This window comes from Nocardia sp. CA-120079 (genome assembly GCF_050955745.1).
In the GTDB taxonomy this organism is placed as follows: Bacteria; Actinomycetota; Actinomycetes; order Mycobacteriales; family Mycobacteriaceae; genus Nocardia.
This window is the reverse complement of the sequence record NZ_CP192088.1, coordinates 6,335,535-6,351,852: the sequence shown is the minus strand read 5'-3', so window position 1 is coordinate 6,351,852 and position 16,318 is coordinate 6,335,535. Positions and strand designations below refer to the sequence as shown.

Genomic DNA, 16,318 nt, shown 5'->3' with positions numbered 1-16,318 from the left:
AAGTCCTTCCGGTCGAGCAGCAGCGCACAGGCGGTTCAAGTCCATGGTTCGTACCGGCTAGGCACAGTGTCCTTCCCGCTCGGCTGTTGTTCGCGGGGTGGCCAGCCAGACCGGTTCGCCGTGCTGGAGCTGGGCCCGCACAGCGGGCCTCGCGCCGCTCGACGTAGCGTGGGTCGACGGTGCGCTTGCCGGCGCCGAAGTAGCAGGTCCGGGGCATGATCACCATGCGACCGGGAGTTCATGGACGCCGTAGATGTTCATGTCGTGCCGGAACCGCAGTTCCTCGAATGGGACGGCGAGCCGCAGGTCAGGCAGTCGGCGCAGCAGTACCGGTAGCGCGACTTGCATCTCTGCGCGTGCCAGTGTCTGGCCGAGGCACTGGTGGATTCCGTAACCGAACCCGAGGTGTCCCCGAGCGTGGCGGTCGAGGTAGAGGGTGTCCGGGTCGGGGACGAATGCGGCGTCGCGGTTGCCGGCGGGCAGGTTCATCAGCAAAACCTCACCCGCTTTGATGTGTTGGCCGGCGATCTCGACGTCGTCCTTGGCGATGCGGGCTACCAGGGCGTGCACGATCGGCAAGTACCGAAGAAGTTCCTCGACCGCTGTGGCGAGGACCGCGGGGTCGTCGGTTTCGCGCATCCGCGCGGCTTGGTCGGGGTTGCGGAGCAGGGCGAGGGTGGCGAGGGCGATTGCGTTGGCAGTGGTCTCGTGACCGGCGAAAAGCAGGATGAGGCCGTTCATCACCAGGGCTACTCGGTCCAGCTCGTCGGTCGCCACGTGCTCACGAAGGACACGGCTGATCAGGTCGTCGCCGGGCTCGGCTTCCTTGCGTGCGACTAGGTCTTGTAGGTACCCGAACAGCGCGAACGCGGCCTCGCCTTTGTCCTCCTTGGTGGCGTGAATGGTGGACATGGTCGTGCTGTGCCGCTGGAAGAACTCATGATCTTTGTAGGGCACGCCGAGCATCAGCGAAATCACCAGCGAGGGGATGGGCAGCGCGTAGTCACGCACGAGGTCCGCGGGATGTCCCTTGCTGATCAGCTGGTCGATGAACTGGTGCGCCATCTTCTCGATCTGTGGGCGCATGCTGTTGACTCGCTTGACCGTGAAGTCCTTGGTGAACATGCGGCGTAGCCGGGCGTGCTCGGGGTCGTCCATCCGAGGGAAAACCGGTGGTGGATTGTCGATCCCGCTGAACGACTGAAGCTCGCCCGTGTCGGCGCTCATCCGATGGTCGGCCAGTGCGGCCCGGATGTCTTCATGTCGACTGACCACCCAGACCGGAGTGTCCTTCCATACCGCCCGCCGCAACCCGACGGTCTTCCGCCACTGTGTGTATTCACCTGGCGGGTCGAACGGGCAACGGGCGTTGTGCTCGCCGGGGAAAGCCGGCAGGCCGGTCGTGTCGGTGCTCACGGCGGTCAGTCCTCAACCGTGTCGATGGCGGCAGCGGGGCAGACCGCGACCGATTCCCGCACCCTGGCGTGCAGCTCCGCTGGGGGCGCGTCGTCCAGCAGCAGCACGACGCCGTCCTCTTCGCGCTGGTCGAAGACCTCCGGCGCGAGCAGCACGCACTGCCCTGCGGCAACGCACCTCTCAGCGTGGACCGTGACTTTCATCCCGTCTCCCGAACATGTAAGCAAATGTTGACATAGCCGAGAGTAAAGAAATCTACCGCAGTTGTCAAAGCTTGTTTACATACGGGGGATGCGGGTCTTTTATGCCTGTTTCGGGCTAGCGCTGATGGGGGGTAGTGCCGCGTTGACCAGATCTCGGAGAGGAGTGACGAGGCTTTCTTCGGGGACGGAGGCGAGGGGGCGCAGTCCTGAGGAACGCAGGAGCGCCATCCCGATCGCGGTACCCAGGATGAGTTGGGCGCGCAGGAGAAGATCCTCGCCGTTGGGGGCGTCTGGTTGCCATCCGGCCCGTGCGGCCAGCGCCTCGCCGTAGTCGCGCAGAACGGCGCTCCGGATCTCGTCGGCACGCTCGTCACCGGAAGAGCGCACCAACAGCAGGAGGTGCTCGTAGTGACCCGGGTCGGCGACCTCCATGGCGATGATGCTCGGCAACATGTGCTGCGGGGTGTCGACGGTGGCGCGGCGAAGCCCGTCGATGGCCTCGGTCAGGCAGGCCGCGAACAGGCCTTCCTTGGACCCGAAGTACCGGTTGATCAGGGCCACATTGACCCCCGCCTCGTCGGCGACCTCCCGGACAGGCGTGCCTGCGTAACCGTTCCGGGCGAAACGGTGGCGCGCGGCGTCGAGCAGTCGCTGACGCGTCCTAGCCGAGTCCCGGCGTCGAAGTTGGCTCGGAACTTCGCGGCCGGCTGGGGGAGGGCTTGTGGTCATCGCGGTCCTTCCAGGTTGACCAGAAGCGTAAAGCCTTCTCAGCAGTACATAAACGCTCGTTGACATAAATGTTTGGTCGCGTCCGCGACGAATCCAGGCTACGACCGAGCATGCGGCTCGGTCACGACGTCCAGCCTCGCACTGTGCCGTGGGCCACAAAGCATCCATGAAGTATTCAGGGCGATTACCGGGTCTTCGGGCTCGTCCCGCTGCCTCCATATGTCGGCCCGGCCGGCTTCGTGCGCCAGCGCCGGACGACGAGGTAGGCCACAACCAGGGCTGCTGCACCGATGAGGACATAGATGAGCATGCCGAAGATGTCGGCCATGAGGTGCCAGTTTGCGCCGAGCAGATAACCAGCGAGTAGCAAGGTGGAGTTCCACATCAGACTGCCGACGGCGGTGAGTATTACGAACTTCAGCAGCGACATCCGCTCGACACCCGCTGGTAGCGAGATCAGGGCACGGACGCCGGGCAACAGCCGACCGAACACGACCGCTTTGGCGCCGTGGCGGCCGAACCATACCTCGGAACGATCGAGCATCTTTGGTTTGATTCCCGGGATCCTGATCAGCAACGCCCATGCCCGTTCACGGCCGAGCAGCATCCCGAGGAAGTACAGGGCGAGTGAACCCGCCACTGACCCCGCTGTGGCCCAGGCGATAGCGGCCCCGAGATTAATGGCTCCCTGCGTGGCAGAGAACCCGACGAGGGGCATTACCAAGTCGGCGGGCACGACCGAGAGCATGCTGTCCAAACCGGACATCAACGCCAGCCCTGGCCCACCCAGCGTGTCGATCAGGTCCACGGCCCAGCCGGCCAAGCCCCCCGTCGGCGCCTCGACAGCCCGGGCGAGGTAAGGCAGCATCCACGTCCTCCAGTAAATCTCCACACCACGGAACGATTACAAGAACCTATGGCGCCGTAACCTTCCATTACCGGACCACCCCGAGATCGGGAGGCGCGGGGTTCACGCGGTTTATCTGGCTCACTGAACTCCAAAAGTGAGGGTGTTCGACGGCGCGGTAGGTCGCCGGGCAGCGTCTCCGGCCGTTGCTCGACGCCCCGCCCTGGGTGTTCATCGCAGACAACGTCAGGAGGGCGCACCATGGCCTGCTGGTCGCCGATCGGGTTCGCTGATAGCGACGGTGGGACGGCCACGGGGTATCAGGAGCGCCGCGACGGCGGCGATGGCGATGCCAGCGGCGGCGATCCAGAAGGCCTGGCTGTAGGCGTCGTTGGAGGGAATGGGGTGGGTCGTGGTGATGCTGCCGGCCAGCAGGGTGGCGACGATTTGGGTGCCGAGGGAAGAGCCGACCGTCCGGATGAGATTGTTGACGGCGTTACCCTGGCCGCTCATCTCGGGTGGGATGGCGTCCATGATGAGGTTGGGCATTGCGGCCATCCCGAGGCCGAGTCCGCTGAACAGCACCATCGACCAGATGATGACTGGTGTCTGTGCGTTGTGCGATACGGCGAGCGCGGCTAATCCGGTTGCTGCGACGACCGCGCCGGCCGCCAACGCAGTCTTCGCGCCGAGTCGGGCGCTGAGCCGGCCGGACAAGGCGCCCGCAACCAGCATCATGATGCAGGCAGGTAGTAGCAGCAGGCCTGCCCCGGCAGCGTCCAAGCCGAAGCCGTACCCCGCCGCCGTGGGGGTCTGGGCGAGCTGTGGGATGAGCATGAAAGCGCCGAACATGCCGAAGCCGAAGAGCAGCGTTGTGATGTTGGTGACGAGTACGGTCGGGCGGCCCAGCACCCTCATATCCACGAGTGGGGCAGTCGTACGCCTCTCGGCGAATACGAAGATCACGAGCACGACGATGCCGAATGTAATTAGGCCGAGTGTGCGTGGGTCCACCCATCCCCAGGTCGAGGTGCGAGTCAGGGCGAACAGTGGGGCGATTAGCCCCACTGTCAGCAGCGCCATACCTGCGAAGTCCAGTGGGCCGCGCGCGTCGCCGACATCGGCTGGCAGCCGAAGCGCGCCCAGCGCGGCCAATGAGGCCATGATGCCGCCGATCCAGAAGATCCAATGCCAGGAGGCGTGAGCGATGAGCAGACCGCCCATAAGTAGGCCCGCTCCCGCGCCGATGCCAGCGATCGCCGAGACCACTCCCAGCGCCACCGCGCGCCGATTGGGCTCGAACCGCTCGCCGATGAGCCCTAGACACAGTGGGATGATGCCCCCTCCAGCGCCCTGCATCACCCGCGCCGCGACTAGTACCCACACGTTGGGCGCGAGCGCCGCGACAACGCTGCCTAGGGCGAACCCGGTTAGAGCAACCACGAGCATGCGGCGCTTGCCGTACATATCGCCGAGCCGCCCGAGAATCGGCGTCAGCACTGCCGCCGCCAGCAGATAACCGCTCATCACCCACGAGACGTCGGCCGCCGACGCGTGCAGGGTGTGCGACAGCGTGCTCACTCCCGGCACGATCGCTGTCTGCGCCAACGCGAAGGCCGCTGCTGCCAGCGCCAGCACCGGCAGGCCGCCGGCATCGAGGCTCGGCAATTGCTTGATCTTGTTCATCGAACTCCACTCACATCACAGAAAGCAGGACCAGCAAGTGGACCTTGTCGACGGAAGTTGCTGCGGCGCTGCCGGGCTCGGCACACGCCGCGGGAAAGCTAGTGGTCACAATGGATCGCCGAGGGCAGCGGTATGCCAGCAGTTTTGTCATCGTCACGGATGCGGAAACGCCGGTTCGGCGGCCGGTTCGGGCTCGGGAATCAGTAGGTGCGGATGCAGTATCGGACCAGCGATGGCGATTACCATCGCCATCAGTAGCCCGGCGTGCAGAGGCGCGTTTTCGTGGGTGTATCCGAGTAGCCAGGTTGCGATCAGGGCGAAGGCCACGACGATAGCCTTCGCGGCGAAGAACCGTGTCAGGGATATGCGTGGACCGGAACGCGCACGATGGCGGCGGAGCCTGGCTCGCACGAGATGGATAACCGGTGGTCCCACGAGGGACAGACCGACCAGTCCGACGGCGCGGTGCCATAATGGCCCGCTCTGTACGGCCCAGATACCTCCCATGGCCAATCCTGCAACCAGGTAGCGCGCCCATGTCGGCGCTTTCGTCACGGACGCCGTTGCGCGTTCGAGGAGTAACCGACGCATGAGTGTCCCTTCTCCGCAGACTAATTGGCAGCTGACTGTCAGATCTACCTCTCGTCGCAGAATACCTAATTGTCAGTCGACTGTCAGTTTGTTAACGTGGGGAAGTGGCTGTCTATCCTGATCGGCCGTTACGGGCCGATGCCGCGCGCAACGTCGAACGACTCGTGCGGGCGGCACGCACCGTGTACGCCGCGGCCGGGCCGGATGCCTTACTGGAAGATGTGGCACGGCATGCCGGAGTCGGTGCCAGGACGTTGTATCGGCACTTCCCAACCAAGGCGGACCTGGTCAGGGCAGCGCTGGAGCAGAGTTTGGCCGAGGATCTCGCGCCTGCCATGATGCGGGCGCTTGCAGACGACGACCCGTATCGAGGGCTGGTGTCGCTGGTGGAGGCCGCCCTGTCGATGGCCTCCCGCGAGTTCAACACACTCGCGGCCGCCAAGCACGCCGGTTCGCTGACTGCAGATCTATCCAGCCCGTTCTTCGAAGCTCTGTCCACACTGACCGAGCGGGCGCAGCAAGCGGGCCGTATCCGCGGCGATCTGGTCGCCGACGACCTCCGCAGGATCATGGCGATGCTGTTCTCGGTGCTGTGGACGATGGATCCCGAAAGTGATGGCTGGCGACGCTATCTCGGGCTCGTGCTCGACAGCTTGTCGCCACCGGCGGCGAGTTCCTTACCCGCCGCGCCGATCTTGCGTTACCCGTCGCGGCCACATGGTTGGCCGATCTAATTCGACCTGGAGGAAATACATGACGACCAAACCGGCAAGTCGGACCGCTGTGTTGGTGTGCCAGGCGCGCGCAGTCGCCGACGACCGTCTCGGCATCGGCCGTTTCAGAGATCCGATAGCCGCGCACCTGCTCCGCAAGGATGAGCGGGTGCCCGTCGAACGCGCACGCAATGAGAGCGCGCCGGACGGGTTGAGGGTGCGGCTGGAGGCGATGGTGCTCGACGCCACCACGGCAGTACTGGTGTCGCGCACGGTCGTGATCGACGACGCGGTCCGAGCGAAGGCGAATCCGCAACTGGTTGTGCTCGGTGCAGGCTTGGACGCGCGCGCCTACCGTCTGCCCGAATTGGGTGATGTCGATGTGTATGAGGTGGATCATCCTGCGTCCCAACACGATAAACGTGATCGGATCGACGGCCTGCAGCCGGTGGCCAAATCGCTGACCCACGTCCCGGTGGACTTCGGGCACGACCCGCTCGGGCCCGCGCTCGCGGCCGCCGGACACGACGCGGCGACACCGACCACCTGGATTTGGGAAGGCGTCGTCCCCTACCTCACCGAAGCTGCGGTGCGGGCCACCCTGACCGCGATCGGCGAACGGTCGGCCGCAGGTAGCCGATTGATCGTCACTTATCCAACACCGAACAGGCTCACCGCAATCGGCGGCCGGGTACTTCGGGTGGCTACCCGGGTGGTCGGCGCTCGTGATCCCTTGCAGGACGAGCCGCATATCTCGACCTGGCAACCGGAGGCCATTCGGGCCCTGACAGCGGAGTATGGGTTCACCGTGATCGATGACCATGAACTGATGTCGGTCGCCCAGCGGCTCGACCTGCCGACAAGACAGTCCCGCCTGTCCCGCCTCGGACGGGTCGCCGTGGCAGATAAGCAACCTGCACCGCAGTAGGCCGAGGACCCATACGGCTGGGAAATCAAGCGCCGGTATTGATTTCGGGTCCGCACGCGGTGCCGCCCTCGACCAGGCCATCGCCGAGGACCTCGCACCGGCCGCCGAACGAGCACTGACCGACAACAATCCGCAGCGCCCGCGTCGGCGGCCGGGCTCAGCGACTGCTTGTCGAGCGGGACCACGAGGTCCGCGGCGGTGAATCACCAAGTCGCTTCTCGAGACGAAACCATGTCCACGCCCATTGGGTGCTGAACGGCAGCAGGCAATAACCACGACATCCAGGCAAAACGGTGGGTCACCCGTTGGAAGACCGCTCTGAGCGCCTTCGACATCGCATTGAGGCTGGCTCACGGCTGGACGGAAGTAACCCTCGACAACACTGGTCACACGGTTAGCTGCAGGCCATATGCGGCCGCGAAGCTGGCATTCACTCTTAACCGATGTTCTTCGGCGATAGGCTGACACTGACGAAAGGTGAGCGCATGTTGCCTGGTGTCGGTGAGCATGCCGGTCGGCGTGCCTGTGGTCGATGAGTGATGATGATCCGTTGCGTACCCGCCGCGATATTGGGACGCCCCTCGCGGCGGAGTTGGACGCGGCTGGTTTCGAGGACGCGGTGGAGATCGGCCGGGGTGGTTTCGGGGTGGTGTATCGCTGCTGGCAGTCCGAGCTGGATCGGACGGTGGCGGTGAAGGTGTTGAACGCGGAGGGGGATGCCGATGACCGGGCGCGGTTTCTTCGTGAGCAACGGGCAATGGGCCGGTTGACCGGGCATCCCAATGTCGTGACCGTGCTGGAAGTCGGTACCACCGCGAGCGGACGCCCGTATCTGGTGATGCCGTATCACCCGCTGAATTCGCTGGATGTGTGGATACGCGAGCATGGGCCGCTGGGGGTGGAGCAGGCGTTGGAGATGGGCGACAGGATCGCTGGTGCCCTGGCGGAGGCGCATCGGCTCGGTATCGTGCATCGGGATGTGAAACCGGGCAATATCCTGCTCACCGAGCACGGGGACGCGGCATTGACCGATTTCGGTATCGCGCATTTCGCTGGCGGGTTCCAGACCTCGGCGGGAACGTTGACCGGCTCGCCGGCGTTCACCGCGCCGGAGGTCCTCGAGGGAGGGACCCCGACACAGGCGGCAGATGTCTACGGGCTGGGTGCGACGTTGTTCGCCGCGCTGACCGGGCACGCCGCGTTCGAGCGCCGCAGCGGGGAGAACATGGTGACGCAGTTCGTGCGGATCACCACCCAGCCGGTGCCGGACTTGCGGGAGACAGGTATTCCCGCACAGGTCTCGGCACTGGTGCAAGCCGCGATGGACCGTGATCCCCACAAGCGGCCGACCGCAGCTGCGCTGGGCCAGAGCCTCAGGCGAGTGCAACAACAGCTACGCTCGGTCCCAGGCCAAACAACGCCACGCGCCGACCCGGCCCGATACCGCACACTAGAAGCGGAGAAGCGACGTCCGTGGGCGGCCAGCGCCGTGCCTGTTGACGGCAACCTCCCGCTAGAGCTGAGCAGCTTCGTCAATCGTCGGACCGAGCTCTCGGAGCTGAAGAATCTTTTGTCCGGGAACCGCCTGGTGACGTTGAGCGGCATCGGAGGTGTCGGCAAGACGCGGCTGGCGTTGCGGGCCGCATCGCAAGTTCAGGCGGACTACGCCGACGGGGTGTGGTTGATCGAAATGGCCGACGTGACGGACGCGGCGGGCGTAGCCGGCGTTGTGGCGGCCACCCTTGGTTTCCACGATGCAGCGGCCCGGCTGCTGCCCGAGGCGTTGGCCCAGATTCTCGCCGCACAGGAAACGCTGCTCGTTCTGGACAACTGCGAACAGGTAGTCGGATCCGTAGCCGAGTTGACCGAGATGCTGCTGCGGGCGTGTCCGAAGCTGCGGATCCTTGCCACCAGCCGCGAACCGTTGAATATCGCGGGGGAAGCGGTGCTGCGGCTGATGCCTCTCCCGATCCCAGACCCGGTCCGGGAACCGGCGCTCGCCGCTATGCCCCGCTTCGACGCGGTGATGCTGTTCACCGACCGGGCCGCGGCTGCCGCGCGTGGCTTCCAGTTGGATGATCAGAACAAGGTCGCCGTGGCCCGGATCTGCGCTCGATTGGATGGCTTGCCGCTCGCCATCGAATTGGCCGCAGCGCGGACGCGCACAATGACGCCGCCGCAGATCCTGGAGCGGCTCACCGATCGGTACACGTTGCTGACTCGCGGGAGTCGGACCGCTCCCAGCAGGCAGCAGACGATGAAGTGCTGCATCGATTGGAGCTATGAGCTCTGCACGCCCGTCGAGCAGCGGATGTGGGCCCGGGTATCGGTGTTCGCGGGCAGCTTCGAACTCGAGGCGGCCGTTGGAATCTGTGGTACCGGACTGACCACTGGCCTGTCGGCTGACGTGGGCGAGTGCAGCCCGCTCGATGTCCTCTCGTCGCTGGTCGACAAGTCGATCTTGGTCGCCGAGGAAACGAACCATGCGGTGCGCTTTCGGATGCTCGAGACAATACGGGACTACGGCCGGGAAAAGCTCCGGGAGTCCGGGGAAGACAACGACTTGCGGCGGCGGCATCGCGACTGGTATCACGCGCTGGTTCTGGCGGCGGAGGCTGGCTGGATCAGTGACCAGCAGCCGGAATGGATCGATCGGCTCGCCTGCGAGCTGCCAAACCTGCGCGAGGCAGTCGAAGCCTGCCGGTCCGTAGATGCGGCCGAAACGGGATTGCGCATCGCGGCGGGGCTTTACCAGTTCTGGAGCTTCCGTGGTCTGTATGGCGAAGCTCGATCCTGGCTGAACAATGTTCTCGGCCACGCCAAGGCGGCATCGGCGCCCGATCGCGTCAGGGCGCTCTGCGTTGGCTGCGAGATGGCTGCGGCCCAGGGCGATTTCGATGCGGCTGCCGTGCTTTTCGCGGAAGCGCGCGTGATCGCCGATCGGGCGCCCACTCCCGCGATTCAGGCGCAGATCACTTATACCACCGGTTTCTTCGCACTCGCCCGCGGTGAGGTCACCGACGCCTTGGCCTTCCTCGCGCGTGCCGTCGAGATGCTCGGTTCGAACAAAACTGCGGCTTCCTACATCAGTGCCGTGACGATTCTCGCCTGGGCCTACGAACTGTGTGGTGACACTACTCGCGCGAGTGAATATTACCGAAAAGTAGCTTCGATCACCGAAGAGCGCGGCGAACTGCTCTATCGTTCGGTGGCGCTTCGTGGCATGGCAGTCGGCGCTTGGCGGGAAGGCGCAGGGGATCGTGCGCGACGGCTGCTCGAGCAAGCGTTACGGGTCAACCGGCGGACTCGCAGCCAATTGGTCACCACATTTGGTCTCGAGACGCTAGCGTGGATCGTCGCCGACGAGGGAAACGCGGAACGCGCGGCTGTTCTGATCGGAGCCGCGCAGCGGCGCTGGCTGTTGGGAAGCAGCGCAGGGAGCGTCTTTCCGAACATGGCGCATGAGCATGAGAAGTGCGAGCGGATGGCGCGCCGGACGCTCGGAGTTCGCCGATTCGAGGCGGCTTTCCGGAAGGGCGAGGCGATGAGTGCGGACGCCGCGGTCTCGTACGCACTCGGCGAACAGCAGCCAGCCGATGCGCTCGCGGCGGGCCCCTCGGCAACTTTGACCAAGCGCGAGCGGCAGGTCGCCGGCCTCGTCGCACAAGGACTCACCAACAAGCAGATCGCTGCCGAACTGGTGATCTCCCAGCGCACCGCCCAAGGTCACGTCGAACACATCCTGACCAAACTCGGATTCAACTCTCGTACTCAGATCGCGGCCTGGATCGTCGCGGAATCCCAACAGAGCGGTGTTTGACCGTTACGCGAGTTCGCGATCATGCGCCCACGGCCAAACGGCTGAGAGGCCCAGCAACGTAACCACCTGGACGCCCGGATCGCGGCAGCAAGCTACTCGGAAGTGCTCAGGGTGGCTGCGATGTCGGTCGACATAAACCTCAGCGACAGAACCGAATTCAGGGTTTATCGGCAGCGGTATTCACCAAGATGGGGCGGAGTTCTTGAGCTGGTGCCAGTAGCGCCGGTGGGCGTCGCGGGAATCAGCACTGGATACCGCCGCGGGGAATTCTTTGTCGAGGGGATCGGACAGGTCTTCGATATCACGGAGCACGGCGGCCTGGTTTGCTCGCTTGGTGAACGCATAGGCATCGAGGCAGTCTTCGGGCGTTAGCTCGGCAACAGCGATCGCACGGTCGAGGAGGTCATGCGAGGGCACGAGCTCGTGTACCAAGCCCAGCTCATGCGCCCGCGCAGGGGAGAAGACCTCACCTCGCAGGCAGGTGCGACCAGCGACGGGCTCGCCCCACGCGTAGGCGAGCATGCGGACCCAGACCGCTGCCATCGGTACCCCGATCCGGACCTCGTTGAGGCCGAGCCGTGCTTCATCGTCGGTGACCGCGAGGCGGTAGTCGCAGACACCCGCGGTGAGGAGCCCTCCCGCGAGGGCATGCCCGTTCACAGCCGCCACGGTCGGGCGCGGGTAGGTGAACAGTCGCATATTGGTCGCTCGATAGTCCCGGAGCCAGGACGCAATGGCCTCCTGGTCACCAGCGAAGAGCGGGAAATGCTCACCGAGATCGAGTCCTGCCGAGAATCGCTTGCCGGTGCCGGTCAGCACGACGGGAGAGTCCGGATGATCGCGCTGGAGACGGTCGAAAGCCTCGTGCAGGTCGGCGAAGAAGGCGCGGTTCTGCGCGTTGACCGGGTTGGTTGTCATGGTCACCACGGCCACGCGACCACGTCGCTCGATCCGCCAGCTCATATTCGTTCCTCTCGATTCTCGTATGCCATCGTTAGCATCGATGACTTACCTTGATGTCGGCGCGCCACCGGTCGAACAGTCGGTGTGTGGAAGACACCGGGGCCAGCAGCATGCCGATCGCCACCTTCCGCACGGCCGTCCGGGATACGTCGGTCAGGTACTCGACCGGTGAGGCGCCGTCCACACGCGCCAGGAGTAGCGCGGGAACAAGGGTGGTGACGCGGTGATCGAACGCGGCTACCGACTCCCAGTCGATCTGCGAGGCGTGCGCAGCGAGGAGTGAGTCCGCCGCGGCACGCAGATCGTCCGCCCGATCAGGGCGGACGAGCATCTTGAGCGCCAGATGGGTAAGGCAGAACGCGAGATCGAAGGCGGGGTCGCCGAATACCGCGCACTCGGCGTCGAGGAAGACCGGCCCTGCGCGGCCGACCAGGATGTTCTTCGGGCTGATGTCACCGTGCACGAGGGCAAGGTGAGTGGCAGCCGTGCGGTCGGCGAGGGCTACGAGCTGGCGGGCCACCTGCGGGTGGCGCCGGGCGGCCGTGGTGAAGTAGGGCTCGAGCCGCAAGGCCGCGAAGTTCGCGTCGTTGGCGAACTCTGTCGCCAGGCCGGACTCCCGGGTCGACATGCGGTGTAGCTCGCCGAGCACGTTGCCAACGGCGGCCGCGACCGCTGGATCGACCCGGCCCGCCATGAGCTCGGTCTTCCACACGGGGTGGGGAAGGAACTCCATGGCGAAGTAGCCGGCTTCGGGGTCGTGGGCAAGCAGCCGGGGTACATTGCCGCGGCGGTGCCGGGCGGCGAATGTCAACCAGGCGTACTCCACCGCGTTGCGGGTCACCGGGGCCTGCCACTTCTCGCCGACCCGCAGCGTGGGCAGCGCCCGCTTCACGCAGAGGCTGCGCCCCGGCAGATCCACTCGCCACAAATCCGACGACACACCGCCGGTCAACGCGGTCCACGTCGCGGACTCCTCCGCCGACTGAAGCCCGCTGCGCAGCATGAATTCCGCAGGGGTGGTCACGGTATGCCTACGAGGGTCGCGGGCGAAGGCGCGAACGGCAGCGTCTCGTCCTCGGCGATTCGCAGCAACTGGTTGTACTTGGCCAGCCGTTCCGAGCAGCGCAGTGAACCGATCTTGATCTGGCCCGCCGCGGTCCCGACAGCGAGGTCGGCGAGGAAGTCGTCCTCGGTCTCACCCGAGCGGGCGGAGACCACTGGCACGTAGCCGGCTTCGCAAGCGCGGGCCATAACGTCGAGCGTGCCCGACAGTGTGCCGTTCTGGTTGACCTTAACGAGGATTCCGTTCGCGGCACGCGCGACGATACCGCGCTCCAGGCGTGCGGCATTGGTGGTGAACAGGTCGTCTCCGATGAGCCGCGCGCACTTTCCGATACGGGCGGTGAGCTCCGTCCAGCCGGCCCAGTCCTCTTCGTCGAGCGCGTCCTCGACGGACACTATCGGATACTCCCGGACCCAGCTCTCCACCATGTCGATCATCTCGGCGGTGGTGCGGACGACACCCTCACGGTCGAGGGCGTAGCGACCGTCGGCGTCCACGAGGGAGTGCGCGGCGACATCGATCGCGATCAGGGCGTCTGCTCCCGGCTCCAGCCCGGCGCGTTCGATGACCTCCACCATGAGTTCCAGCGCTTCGTGCCCACTGGCACAACCCGGGCTCAGCCCACCCTCGTCGGCGAGTAGGGTCGGCAGGCCACGGGCGGCGAGGGCGTCGCTCGCCGCGGCGCGGACCCGGGCGACCACATGCAGCGCATCGGCGATGTTCGTGGCACCGGCTGGCACCACGAGGAAATCCTGCACGTCCATGCCTCGCCCGGCGTGCTGCCCACCGGAGAGGATGTTGACCATCGGCATCGGCAGCATCGGGGTGTCGACACCGGCGAGTTCAGTGATCCGACGGTAGAGCGGCCGGCCCAGCGCCAGCGCTGAGGCTCGGCACACCGCGAGTGAAGTGCCGAGGACGGCGTTGGCTCCGAGTCGGGTCAGGTTGTCGGTGCCGTCGAGATCGCGCAGCGCACTGTCGACGCCGAGCTGATCGGTGACATCGTGGCCCCGCAGCACGGGAGATACCTCGTCTCGTACGGCGCGGACGGCGCCGCGCACGCCGAGACCGGCGTAGTCGCCGGGATCGCCGTCGCGCAGTTCGTGGGCCTCGTGGGTGCCCGTGGACGCCCCGGACGGCACCGAGGCACGCCCCAGTGTGCCGTCGGCGAGCATGACGTCCACCTCGACGGTCGGCCGCCCGCGGGAGTCGAGGATTTGGCGGGCATGGACCGCCTCGATGCGGGTCATCCCGCCACCGACACGGTGTTCCGAGGGTGACGAGCCGGCTGGCCGGTGAGCACACGCACGACCTCCTCGGCCGCGCCGCGGCGTAGGTCGAGCAGCGCGAGTTCGGACGTGAATGCCACGTGCGGCGTGATCAGCGCGCCCTCCTGCGCGAGCAGGTCCGCGGGCACGTCGGGTTCGGTGTCGAGTACGTCCAGGGCGGCCCCGCCGAGGTGTCCGGTCGCGAGTGCGTCGATCACAGCGGTGGTGTCGACGAGACCGCCGCGGCTGACGTTGACCAGCAGCCCGCCGGGACGCATCCGAGCCAGCTGCGGCGCCCCGATGAGACCACGCGTCTCGGGCGTGAGTGGTGCGTGGACAACGACGACGTCGGAGGACGCGAGCAGGCTGTCCAGGTCGACGAATTCGGCCGGGTCCGGAGCGGCGGGTGGATGCGGATCGGTGGCCAGGATGCGGGTGCCGAATGCGGCGAGCTTGCGCGCGGTCTCCCGGCCGATCCGGCCATAGCCGACGATCCCGCAGGTCAGGGCGCCGATGCGGCGGAGCCTGGCGCCGGCGGGTTGCCAACGGCCTGCGCGCACGGCGCTGTTGGCGGTAACCAGACCACGCGTCCAGGCGAGAATCATCCCGACGGCATGATCGCTGACCTCGGCTACGCAGAAGTCGGGCACGTTCGTGACCAGGACGCCGCGGTCGGTGGCGGCGGTGACATCGATATTGTCCAGTCCGACGCCCATCCGGGCCACAACCCGCAGCTCGGGCGCTGCTCCGATCGCGGTGGCGCTGACTGGGGCCCAGCAGGTCAGGATCGCCGTGGGCTGGTGCTCGCGCACGAGTTTCTCGATCACGGCCGCCGGAGCGGGGTCGGCCGGACCGCTCACGAACGTGAAGCCGGCACCCTCGATGATCTCGCGTTCCACGAGATCATCGGGCCAAGCCCGATCGGTGAGCAGGACTACAGGCGGGAAGATGGACAATGAATTCTCCTGGTCAGAGGGTCGGGGGGCTGGTACTACCCCGGACGGTCAGGACACCGGGTGAGATGGACGAGAACGGTGCGAGCGCTGTGGCGGCGGCCGGATTCGCGAGCCGGTCGAGCAGCCACAGCGCACAGGTCCTCGCGAGCTGTCGAATCGGGAGCGCGATGGTGGTCAGGCCCGGCCCCCACCAGGACCAGCCGGCCTCGTCACCGAAACCGACCACCGAGACCTCGTCCGGCACGTCGACGCCGCGCGCGAGCAGAGCTTCCAGCACACCGCGGGTGGCCTGCACCGACCCGGTGACGATCCCGGTGGGCGGGTCGGCGCGGTCGATCAGTCGTGCGACGGCGCTGCGGCCGTGCTCGACCGACGACGGCGGCCCGAGCTCGATCAATGTCGGGTCTATCGGGAGGCCTTCCGCGGCGAGCGCCTCCTGATAGCCGCGCTGGCGCGCCGCGCCGGTGGGCAGGTCTGCGGTGCCACCGACGAACGCGATCCGCCGGTGCCCCAGGGCCGTCAGGTGCTCGGTAGCCATTCGCAGCGACCGTTCGTCGTCGATACCGAACCACTGTTGACTCAGCGCCGCGCTGTTCCGCAACAGCTGCACATGCGGCAGCGTCTGCAATAGGCGCACGGTCGCCGGAGTCGGCAGGGCGGTCGGCACGACGATGGCGCCGGCCACCTGTGCCGCCGCGAATCCTCGGATCTGCCGCAGCTCCGCGGTCCGGTCGTCTGCCGTCTCACCGAGCATCAGCTGGTATTGATTGCGTGCCAGAGTCTCCGACAGTGCGTGGGCGATTGTGGCGTAGAAGCTGTTGCTGATGTCCGGGACGACCACCCCGATGACGTCGCTCGATGCGCCACGCATCATGCGGGCCGCCCGATTGGCGATGTATCCCGTGTTCTCCGCGGCGCGGGCGACTCGGGCCTTGGTCTCCGCGCTGATGCGCGGATCGTCGGCCAGCGCCCGACCCACCGTCGAGACGGAGAGGCCAAGGCTCGCGGCCAGGTCCTTTGCGGTTGTCATGCTCTTCCTCCGCTTATGCTAACGATCGCACAGCTCGACTGCTCCAACGTAGCCGTGTCGCTCGGCACGCCCGCCGCGTGAAACGTGAACCGGGACGCTCGGCAT

14 protein-coding genes are annotated in these 16,318 nt (G+C 66.2%); 3 read left to right on the top strand and 11 right to left on the bottom strand.

Going from position 1 to position 16,318, the window contains the following annotated elements:
* Window positions 1–219: 219 nt before the first annotated feature.
* The 6 genes from ACQPYR_RS29390 to ACQPYR_RS29365 all read right to left on the bottom strand — a co-directional run bounded on the left by ACQPYR_RS29390 (window position 220) and on the right by ACQPYR_RS29365 (window position 5,388).
* A complete protein-coding gene (locus tag ACQPYR_RS29390) occupies window positions 220–1,425 on the bottom strand; it encodes a cytochrome P450 (RefSeq protein WP_433635274.1) in 1,206 nt (401 codons plus the stop codon).
* Window positions 1,422–1,619: a ferredoxin gene (locus ACQPYR_RS29385; RefSeq protein WP_433622174.1), complete on the bottom strand. Its 198-nt coding sequence runs from the start codon at window positions 1,617–1,619 to the stop codon at window positions 1,422–1,424. Before ACQPYR_RS29385 ends, ACQPYR_RS29390 begins: the two co-directional genes overlap by 4 nt.
* A 99-nt stretch (window positions 1,620–1,718) precedes the next feature.
* Entirely contained in the window at window positions 1,719–2,348 is a 630-nt protein-coding gene (locus ACQPYR_RS29380) for a TetR/AcrR family transcriptional regulator (RefSeq protein ID WP_433622173.1), read from the bottom strand.
* A gap of 184 nt (window positions 2,349–2,532) precedes the next feature.
* A complete protein-coding gene (locus ACQPYR_RS29375; RefSeq protein WP_433622172.1) occupies window positions 2,533–3,240 on the bottom strand; it encodes a DedA family protein in 708 nt (235 codons plus the stop codon).
* A 201-nt stretch (window positions 3,241–3,441) separates the two neighbouring features.
* Window positions 3,442–4,881, bottom strand: a complete 1,440-nt coding sequence (locus ACQPYR_RS29370) for an MFS transporter (protein WP_433622171.1) — start codon at window positions 4,879–4,881, stop codon at window positions 3,442–3,444.
* Window positions 4,882–5,034: 153 nt separating this feature from the next.
* Window positions 5,035–5,388 carry a hypothetical protein gene (locus ACQPYR_RS29365; RefSeq protein ID WP_433622170.1) on the bottom strand — a complete coding sequence of 118 codons (354 nt, stop codon included), beginning with the start codon at window positions 5,386–5,388 and terminating at the stop codon, window positions 5,035–5,037.
* 188 nt (window positions 5,389–5,576) lie between these two features.
* Here ACQPYR_RS29365 and ACQPYR_RS29360 point away from each other — a divergent pair, with 188 nt between their 5' ends.
* The 3 genes from ACQPYR_RS29360 (at window position 5,577) to ACQPYR_RS29350 (ending at window position 10,933) form a co-directional block, all read left to right on the top strand.
* Window positions 5,577–6,206 (top strand): TetR/AcrR family transcriptional regulator, encoded by a 630-nt coding sequence (locus ACQPYR_RS29360; protein WP_433622169.1) that lies wholly within the window; start codon window positions 5,577–5,579, stop codon window positions 6,204–6,206.
* 19 nt (window positions 6,207–6,225) lie between these two features.
* Window positions 6,226–7,113: a class I SAM-dependent methyltransferase gene (locus tag ACQPYR_RS29355; RefSeq protein WP_433622168.1), complete on the top strand. Its 888-nt coding sequence runs from the start codon at window positions 6,226–6,228 to the stop codon at window positions 7,111–7,113.
* Window positions 7,114–7,645: 532 nt separating this feature from the next.
* The gene (locus ACQPYR_RS29350) at window positions 7,646–10,933 is read left to right on the top strand and encodes a protein kinase domain-containing protein (RefSeq protein WP_433622167.1); all 3,288 of its coding nucleotides are present in this window, start codon (window positions 7,646–7,648) and stop codon (window positions 10,931–10,933) included.
* 180 nt (window positions 10,934–11,113) lie between these two features.
* On the opposite strand, the gene ACQPYR_RS29345 is transcribed toward ACQPYR_RS29350, so the two are convergent.
* Genes ACQPYR_RS29345 through ACQPYR_RS29325 form a run of 5 tightly spaced genes read right to left on the bottom strand, consistent with a single transcriptional unit; the run spans window position 11,114 to window position 16,213 of the window.
* A complete protein-coding gene (locus ACQPYR_RS29345) occupies window positions 11,114–11,896 on the bottom strand; it encodes an enoyl-CoA hydratase/isomerase family protein (protein ID WP_433622166.1) in 783 nt (260 codons plus the stop codon).
* A 31-nt stretch (window positions 11,897–11,927) separates the two neighbouring features.
* The gene (locus ACQPYR_RS29340; protein ID WP_433622165.1) at window positions 11,928–12,920 is read right to left on the bottom strand and encodes a phosphotransferase; all 993 of its coding nucleotides are present in this window, start codon (window positions 12,918–12,920) and stop codon (window positions 11,928–11,930) included.
* A complete protein-coding gene (gene eno / locus ACQPYR_RS29335; RefSeq protein ID WP_433622164.1) occupies window positions 12,917–14,209 on the bottom strand; it encodes a phosphopyruvate hydratase in 1,293 nt (430 codons plus the stop codon). Before eno ends, ACQPYR_RS29340 begins: the two co-directional genes overlap by 4 nt.
* Complete coding sequence (locus ACQPYR_RS29330) at window positions 14,206–15,183, bottom strand: C-terminal binding protein (protein WP_433622163.1); 978 nt, start codon at window positions 15,181–15,183, stop codon at window positions 14,206–14,208. Before ACQPYR_RS29330 ends, eno begins: the two co-directional genes overlap by 4 nt.
* Before the next feature lie 13 nt (window positions 15,184–15,196).
* A complete protein-coding gene (locus tag ACQPYR_RS29325; protein WP_433622162.1) occupies window positions 15,197–16,213 on the bottom strand; it encodes a LacI family DNA-binding transcriptional regulator in 1,017 nt (338 codons plus the stop codon).
* Window positions 16,214–16,318: the final 105 nt, after the last annotated feature.